The sequence below is a fragment of the Pseudomonas sp. 21615526 genome (assembly GCF_013386245.1).
Taxonomy (GTDB): Bacteria; Pseudomonadota; Gammaproteobacteria; order Pseudomonadales; family Pseudomonadaceae; genus Aquipseudomonas.
On sequence record NZ_JACAOM010000182.1, the window covers coordinates 1 to 8,602 of the forward strand.

Below are 8,602 nucleotides of genomic sequence, written 5' to 3' on the forward strand. Positions count from 1 at the left end.
ATTCACACCCACAACTCCGCAGCCACTGCTCAACCCGCCCCCCAGCCTCCAGCAGCCGCTGAACCATGCGCTTGCGATGCCTGGCATACCCACCCTCACTCAGCAGCCGATACACAATCTGTTCGAACAGCTCCGACGTTATGCCGCCGCTCATCAACTTCATATTGGTCAGATTCGCCGCCAATTGCGGCGCCGCCACCACATAACTGACCCGTGCATTCGCCGTCAGCACCTTCGAAAACCCCGACAGGTACGTCACCTGCTCCAATCCCGCCAAAGTCGCCAGGCGCGGCGGCGGGTTAGGGTGCAAATCCCCGTAAAGATCATCCTCAACGATATGGCAGCGATACTCCCGGGTCAGTTGCAACAACCGAAATGCCTGGCTCGGACTGAATGAATGCCCGGTGGGGTTATGCAACACGCTGGTGGTCAGGTACAGGCTGGGACGATGCTGCGCCAACAACTGCTCCAACGCGACAAAATCAAACCCGTCAGGCCGCCGGGCGATCGTCACCACCTTGACCCCATGCAACGCCAGGTTCGCGTGGAAGTTGAAATAACACGGTGCATCCAGCAGCACCGTGTCCCCGGGCCGCGCCAGCAGGCGCATGAGCATGTCCAGGCCTTGCACCGTGTTGGGCGTGGTGATGATTTGTTCCACCGGCACCGACAACCCTTCACCGTGCAGTTTCTGTTGCAGCGCCTGGCGCAACGGCAGCAGGCCCGCCGGGGTGCCCAGTCCGGCGATGCGCAGGGTAGGGGCGCGGACTGCGCTGCGCATGGCCTGGCGCAGGGCTTCGGAATCCAGCCAGTCTTCCGGCAGATGGCCGCCGCCGGGGCGCAGGTCGCCCTGGGCCATGGCCAGGGGGCGGCGCAGTACGCTGAGCAAGTCCTGGGGCAGCAAGTCGACCCAGGTGCTGGACGACGGCTGTGCCAGGTTGCTGGCGACAAAGTGCCCGCGGCCTTGGCTGGAGGTCAGGAGGTGACGCCCGCGCAGGCGATCCAGCGCTTCATTCATGGTGAATTTTCCGACGCCCAGCAAGGCTCCCAACTCACGCACCGAAGGCAGTTTGCTGCCAGCGGCCAATTCGCCTTGCTCGATCGCATGGGCCAGGGCATCGACGATCTGCTGCACCTTCGGTGCTCGGTCATGAAACTGAATCGCAGGAATGGGCATCACACTGTCCTTAAGTTTGCCGCCAACTTCACCGGTAAAGTCTGCGCGTATATCCGTAGAGTTTACCTGCCTGTGGCGGCACGTGCGCCCTAGACTGCAAGCCCTCTTTCCTGCTGTGAAATTCCACGCCATGGCCACCGCGCTGACGCTGTCTTCGTTTTTGTATTTCCTGCTGCTGTGCACCACCCTGGCCTTCAGCCCCGGGCCCATGACCTTGTTGTTGCTCAGCCTCGGCTTGAAGGACGGCCTGCGCCGCTCCCTGCCGGCGCAGTTCGGGGCGAGTGTTTCCTACCTGGTGTCGATCCTGATCTTTGCCGTGGGTTTTTCCGAGCTGATCAAGGATTACCCGCTGATCACCCGGATCATCCAGGTGGTAGGCGTGGCCTACATCCTTTACCTGGCCTACAAGCAATGGACCAGCAGCGGAGTGACCATCAAGACCAACGGTGCAACTGCGGAAAATGCCCGCAGTCTTTTCGGCAAGGGCCTGCTGACCGGGTTGTCGAATCCCAAGGCGATCATTCTGTTCAGCGCGGTATTCCCGCAGTTCGCCGCCATCGGCCAGGGCAGCGCCGCCGCCGACATCGCGATCCTCGGCCTGACCTTCCTGCTGCTGCAATTTGCCAGCGGCTGCCTGTATTGCTACTTCGGCCAACGCATCAAGCACGTGCTGGAAAACCCCAAGCGCCGGGTGTTGCTGCAACGGGCCACGGCGGTGTTGCTGCTGGGGGTGGCGCTGATGCTGGCCAGGGGCTTTTCCAGCTGAAGGTCAGCTTATGAGCGGTAGTGGCGATCTGCCGGTGCCCTGATAGACTTCGGGCATTCATCCAGGATCAAGCCAGACATGCCAGCCGCAGGAGGAAACGGACTTTCGCTCGCTTCACGCTTGTACAAGTCGCGCACCCTGGGATTGACCCTCGGGTTTGTCTGTGTGGCCGCCGCCATCTACCCGCTGGATAAATCCGCTTGGGTCTGGGGAGTGATGATCGCCAATGCCTTCATCTGGCCGCATGTGGCCTACCAATGGTCGCGGCACTCGAAAAACTCCCTGCGCTCGGAACACCGCAACCTGCTGTTCGACTCGTTTTGCGGCGGGTTCTGGGTTGGCGCCATGCAGTTCAACCCGCTGCCCAGCGTGACCACCTTGTCGATGATGACCATGAACAACGTCGCCATCGGCGGCCCGCGCTTCATGCTCGCCGGTTGGGTGGCCCAGGCGCTGGGCATCGGCGCCTCGATGCTGGTGTTCACTCCGGCGGTGACCGCCCTCACCAGTGAAGTGCAGCTCTACGCCTGCCTGCCGATCCTGATGCTGTATCCCCTGGCGCTGGGCTGGATCTGTTACCGGCAAGCGATCACCCTGGCCCGGCACAAGCGCGAGTTGCTGGCCCTGAGCCGCACCGACAGCCTGTCGGGCCTGCTCAACCACGGCGCCTGGAAAGACCACCTGGAAATCGAGTTCCAGCGCTGCCGCCGCGACCAGCAGGGCGCCGCCATCGCGCTGATCGACATCGACCACTTCAAGACCATCAACGACACCTACGGCCATGTCACCGGCGATATCGTGCTGCGTCAATTGAGCAAAGTGCTGCGCCAGAACCTGCGGGCCACTGACCTGGCCGGGCGCTACGGTGGCGACGAATTCTGCGTGATCCTGCCGGACATGCCCCTGAACCGCGCCACCGAGGTGATGGACGCCCTGCGTGATCGCTTCAACTCCCTGGCCTACGCACAGGACCCGACCTTGCGCGCCAGCCTGAGCATCGGCCTGGCGCCGTACCGGCCGGCACACGCCGACGCCACCAGTTGGCTGAACGATGCCGACCAGGCCTTGTACGAGGCCAAGAGCAGCGGGCGCAACCGGGTCAGTTCGGTGCAGGGAAGTTGGTTGAGGTCGATCTGAGGATCAACAAATCGGTATTTGTCAGGTAGGGTGGAGCGCTACCTCCAAACAAAAAACAAGGATCGGTTCATGCTCTTCAACTTCCCGCGTACCTTGCTGGCAGCCACCCTGGCGCTGTCTTTCGCCATGCCGGCCTTCAGCGCCGAACCCCACAAACAGATCCAGGCCGATTCCGAGCAGTACAAGGCCGACGCCTTGAAACTGCTGGAGCGCCTGGTGAATATCGATTCGGGCTCCGGCTACGAGCCGGGCCTGACCCAAGTACGTGACATCGCCGTCGACGAGCTCAAGCAACTGGGTTTCAGCATCCAGCTGGTGCCGGATGCCGCCGCTCATAACAGCCATGTCATCGCCACCCTCAAGGGCACCGGCAAGGCCAGGATCCTGCTGATGGCCCACATGGACACGGTGTTCAAGGAAGGCTCGGCGGCTGCCCGGCCGTTCCACATCAAGGACGGCCGCGCCTATGGCCCGGGCGTAATGGATGACAAGGGCGGCATCGTCGCCGGCATCTACGCCTTGAAAGTCCTGAAAAACCAGGGCTTCAAGGACTACGCACAAATCACCTTCCTGCTGGACGCCAGCGAAGAAACCGGCACCGACGGCGCGTCCGAGCTGATCCGCAACACCGCCAAGGGCCACGACGTGACGCTCAACCTGGAACCGGGTCGCCCGGCCGATGGCCTGGTGGTATGGCGCAAAGGCAGCGCCACCGCCGTGGTCGAGGTCAAGGGCAAGGCCGCCCACGCCGGCGTCGCCCCGGAATTGGGGCGCAACGCGGCGATGGAAGCGGCGCACCAGATTCTGCAACTGGGCAAGCTGGGGGATGCCGAGAAGAAAACCACCATCAACTTCACCGTGATCAACTCCGGCGACCGGGTCAACGTGATCCCCGACCAGGCCACCGCCAAGGCGGATGTACGGGCGGCGTTGCCGGAAGAGTTTGACCGGATCGAGAAAGACCTGGCACGGGTCTCGGCCAACAAGCTGATCCCCGAGACTGAAGTGACCACCAGTTTGCACCGTGGCCTGCCGCCGATGCCGCAGACGCCGGAGTCGGACAAGCTGGTGGCGATTGCCCAGGGGATTTATGGCGAGTTGGGGCGCAAGCTGACCATTGAGGGCAGCGGCGGGGCGGCGGATGCGAGCTTGTCGGCTGGCGTGGGTACGCCGACCCTGGACGGGTTCGGGATTGTCGGGGGCAATATCCATACGCCGGAGGAATATGCCGAGGTGGAGAGCGTGGCGCCGCGGATTTATCTGCTGAGCCGGATGATCATGGAGCTCTCCAAGCGCTGACTTAAAAACGCCACACCTCTAAATGTGGGAGCGGGCTTGTGTGGGAGCGGGCTTGCTCGCGAATGCGGTCTATCAGTCGACATCTGCTTATCTGGTACACCGCTTTCGCGAGCAAGCCCGCTCCCACATTGGTTTGTGGTGTTGGTTGGATCAGGTTGCAGGCACCACTTCCCGGGTCTTCTCCCGCCCCAGCACCAGACTGCACAACGCCGGCAAGAACAGCAACGTCAACACTGTCCCGACCAACACCCCGCCAATCAACACATACGCCAGCGACGACCAGAACACCGACAGTGTCAGCGGAATAAACGCCAGCGCCGCCGCCAACGCGGTCAGGATCACCGGGCGTGCCCGGCGCACCGTGGCCTCGATGATCGCCTCGCGAATCACCATGCCCTGGTCCTGGTTCTGCCGAATCTGGTCGGTAAAGATCAGCGTATTGCGCATCAGAATCCCGCCAATCCCGATCAACCCCAATATCGCGTTGAACCCGAACGGCTGGTTGAACAGCAACAACGTCGGCACCGCTCCGATCAGCCCCAGCGGCGCGGTGGCGAACACCATGAACATCACCCCGAACGAACGCACCTGGAACATGATCACCGTCAACGTCAGCAGGATCATGATCGGGAACAGTGCCGCCAGCGCCACGTTGGCCTTGGCGCTTTCTTCCACCGGGCCGCCGATGACGATCTGATACCCGGCCGGCAGCTTGGCGATCAGGGGTTGCAGGTCCTTGTACACCGCCATTTCCACGTCTGGCGGCTGGGTGCCGTCGACGATGTCGGCGCGCACTTCCACGGTCAGCGCACGGTTGCGGCGCTTGAGGATCGGTTCTTCCATCACCGCCTGGAAATGCCCGACCTGGGCCAATGGCACCGAGACACCGGCACTGTTGGTCAGGGTCATATTGTCCAGGTTGCCGAGGTCTTCGCGCTGGCTGCCCTGGGAGCGGGCAACCACTGAAACGGTGCGATTGCCTTCGCGCACTTCGGTGATCGGGTTGCCGCTGAGCAACGCGTTGAGCTGGGATTTCACCCCGTCGGGGGTAAAGCCCAGCAGGCGCAGGCGGTCCTGGTCGAGTACCAGGCGGTAACTGCTGGCGCGCTCGCCCCAGTCGAGGAAGCTGTCCCGCGTGAGTGTGTTGGCGGCGACCACTTGGCGCACGTCTTCAGCCAGGCTGCGCAGCACATTCAGGTCGGGACCGGACACGCGAAACACCACCGGGAAGGGCACCGGCGGGCCGAACACCAACTGGGTGACGCGCACCCGCGCCGATGGAAATTCGCCGGCCGCGATGCGTTCAGCCATGCGTTTTTTCAGGCTGTCCCGGGCATGGGCGTCGGCGGTCTGCACGATCAACTTGGCGAAGGCGGGATCTGGCAGCTCAGGGTTCAGCGACAGGAAAAACCGTGGTGCACCACCGCCGACATAGGTATCGACCATCACGGTTTGCGGCTCCTCCATCAACGCCTTTTCCACCTGCGCCGCTACCGCCTCGGTGCTTTTGAAGGCGCTGCCCGGTGGCATGTACACCTCCAGAATCAGCTCGGAACGGTCGGAGTTGGGAAAGAACTGCTTCTTCACCACGCCCATGCCCAGGCCACACAGCACAAAGGCCGCCACCACCAGCCCGGTGACCAGCCAGCGTCTGCGCACGCAAGCATCCACCAGGCGCCGCAGTTTCTGGTAATAGCGCCCGGCGTAAATTGCGTCGTGGCCGCCGACAACCGGCTGGATGTGCGGCAGCAGCTTGACCCCCAGGTACGGGGTGAACACCACCGCCACCAGCCACGAGGCGATCAGCGCAAAACCGACGATCCAGAAAATATTCCCGGCATATTCACCGGCCCCCGAGCGGGCAAAACCCACCGGCAGGAAGCCGATAATCGTCACCAGCGTGCCCGTGAGCATCGGCGCGGCGGTGGAACTCCAGGCGAAGGTGGCCGCGTGGATCCGGTCAAAACCTTCCTCGAGTTTGACCACCATCATCTCGATCGCAATGATCGCGTCGTCCACCAGCAGGCCGAGGGAAATGATCAACGCGCCCAGGGTCACCCGGTCGAATTCGCGGCCGGTCATCAGCATGATCACAAACACGATCGACAAGGTCAGCGGCACCGCAGCGGCCACCACCAGCCCGACGCGGAACCCCAGGGCCAGCAGGCTGATGACCATTACCACCGCGAGGGCGACGAAGAACTTCAGCATGAACTCGTTGACCGCCAGGCTGATGTTTTTCGCCTGGTCGGAGACCTTGGCGAAGTTGACCCCCAGCGGCAGGTCGGCCTGGATTTTCGCTTCCTGGGCCTTGAGAGCCTTGTCCAGTTCCAGGCCGTTCCAGTGCTTCTCCATGATCACCCCGAGCATCAGCGACGGGTCGCCCTGATGACGGATACGGTAGCTGGGCGGGTCTTCATAACCCCGGCTGACGGTGGCCACATCGGCGATGCGCAGCAGCTTGCCGTTTGCTTCCAGCGGGACGTTTTCGATCAGCGCCAGGCTGTCGAAGGCCCCGTCGATGCGGATATAGGCGCGTGCCCCGGCGGTCTCGACAAAGCCTGAAGGCGCCACGGCATTCTGGGCGGCGAGGGCGGCGAAGATCTGCTCGGGCTTGATGCCCAAGGTGGCCAGGCGCTCATAGGAAAACTCGACGAAGATCCGCTGCGCCTGTTCGCCGAGGATATTGACCTTCTTCACTCCCGGCAGATTGAGCAGGCCCTGGCGCATGTCCTCGGCCATTTGCACCAGTTGCCGGTGGGGCAGGTGTTCGGCCTCCAGCGCGTACAGGGAAAAGTATACGTCGGAGTATTCATCGTTGAAGAACGGCCCGATCACCCCCTTGGGCATCTTCGCGGCTTCGTCGCTGAGCTTTTTGCGGGTCTGGTAGAACAGGTCCTGGATCTCGCTGGGACGGGTGGACTCCAGGTACGTCATGCGCATCGAGACGAAGCCCGGTTGGGCGATGGTTTCGACGCGGTCGTAATAGTCCAACTCCTGCAGGCGTTTTTCCAGGCGGTCGGCCACTTGCTCCTGCATCTCTTGCGCGGTGGCGCCGGGCCAGGCAGCGGTAATGGTCATGACCTTGACGGTGAACGAAGGGTCTTCGGCGCGCCCCAGTTTGCCAAAGGCAAAGACCCCGGCGGCGAGGATCGCGATGATCAGGAACAGCGTGACCGCGCGATGCTTGACCGCCAGTTCGGAGAGGTTGATCCCGCGCATTATCAGTGTTCCTGCTGACGGTTGAGGGCCAATGCCTGGGCCGGCAACAGGCGTACCGCGTCACCGCTGTGCAGCAGGTGCGCGCCGAGGGCGACGACTACTTGGCCTGGGTCCACGCCACTGTCCAGCAACGCGTCCTCCTGGCCGAGGCTGGCGACGTTGACCGGGGCGAAGCTGACCTTGTCATCGGCGCCAATCACCCACACACCGGTGCCTTTGCCGGCATCCTGCAGCGCCCCGATGGGCACGCGGGTCTGTTGCGCCTGGCCGTTACCTTGCAGGCGCACGGTGATGGTCGAGCCGAGAGCGAAGCGGTCGACGGGGCCATGCAAGACATAGCGGGCCCGGTAGGTGCGGGTGGTCGGGTCGGCGCTGGCAGACAGCTCGCGCAACGTGGCGGTCACTGCCTGCTCAGGGGCGCCGAAGGGGAACGCCAGGGCTTTTTGCGAAGCCTGGTCGCGCTGGTTTTCCGGCAGGTTGACGATGGCTTCCCGGGCGCCGTCGTGAGCCAGGCGCGCCACCACTTGCCCCTCGGCGACCACTTGGCCGCGGTCCACCCGCACGTCGGTGATGATGCCGTCGCTGTCGGCCCTGAGCACCGAGTAGGTGCGGCGGTTTTCGATCTGGCTGGCGTCGGATTGCGCGGAGGCCAGTTCGGCTTCGGCCACCCGCAGATTGGTGGCGGACTGGTCGAAAATCTGCCGCGACACGGCGCCGGTATTGGCCAGGCGCTGGTAGCGGGATTCATCGTCCCGGCGTTGGCGCAGTTGCGCCTGGGCCGCATTGACGCGGTTTTTTGCCGAACGCAGGGCCAGTTCGAAGTCGCCGATATCCAGCACCAGCAAAGTGTCGCCACGGTTGACGTGCTGGCCGCCAAGGTCGAAGCCGCCGGCAGCCAGCAAAGCGCCTACACCGGCGTAGTGGCCGCGCGCACGGAAAGTGACCTGGGGTTTCGGGTCAGCGGCAAGGTGATCGAGCGCAAGGTTGATCCCGGCCAGCAC

6 protein-coding genes are annotated in these 8,602 nt (G+C 63.3%); 3 read left to right on the forward strand and 3 right to left on the reverse strand.

Annotation, left to right across the window (positions count from 1 at the left end):
* Positions 1-1,177 (reverse strand): PLP-dependent aminotransferase family protein (locus HX786_RS30405; protein ID WP_178913019.1); only part of this gene is annotated, 1,177 nt, incomplete at its 3' end.
* A 130-nt stretch (positions 1,178-1,307) separates the two neighbouring features.
* Between HX786_RS30405 and HX786_RS30410 the strand changes: the two genes are divergently transcribed.
* The 3 genes from HX786_RS30410 to HX786_RS30420 all read left to right on the forward strand — a co-directional run bounded on the left by HX786_RS30410 (position 1,308) and on the right by HX786_RS30420 (position 4,379).
* Positions 1,308-1,943, forward strand: a complete 636-nt coding sequence (locus HX786_RS30410; protein ID WP_178913020.1) for a LysE family translocator — start codon at positions 1,308-1,310, stop codon at positions 1,941-1,943.
* Between the two features lie 78 nt (positions 1,944-2,021).
* Positions 2,022-3,080 (forward strand): diguanylate cyclase, encoded by a 1,059-nt coding sequence (locus HX786_RS30415; protein WP_023658718.1) that lies wholly within the window; start codon positions 2,022-2,024, stop codon positions 3,078-3,080.
* A 69-nt stretch (positions 3,081-3,149) separates the two neighbouring features.
* Complete coding sequence (locus HX786_RS30420; RefSeq protein ID WP_003210251.1) at positions 3,150-4,379, forward strand: M20/M25/M40 family metallo-hydrolase; 1,230 nt, start codon at positions 3,150-3,152, stop codon at positions 4,377-4,379.
* Positions 4,380-4,529: 150 nt separating this feature from the next.
* Here HX786_RS30420 and HX786_RS30425 read toward each other — a convergent pair whose 3' ends face one another.
* Complete coding sequence (locus HX786_RS30425; protein ID WP_178913021.1) at positions 4,530-7,601, reverse strand: efflux RND transporter permease subunit; 3,072 nt, start codon at positions 7,599-7,601, stop codon at positions 4,530-4,532.
* A gap of 2 nt (positions 7,602-7,603) precedes the next feature.
* On the reverse strand, positions 7,604-8,602 hold a 999-nt coding region (locus HX786_RS30430; protein WP_256735343.1), incomplete at its 5' end, for an efflux RND transporter periplasmic adaptor subunit.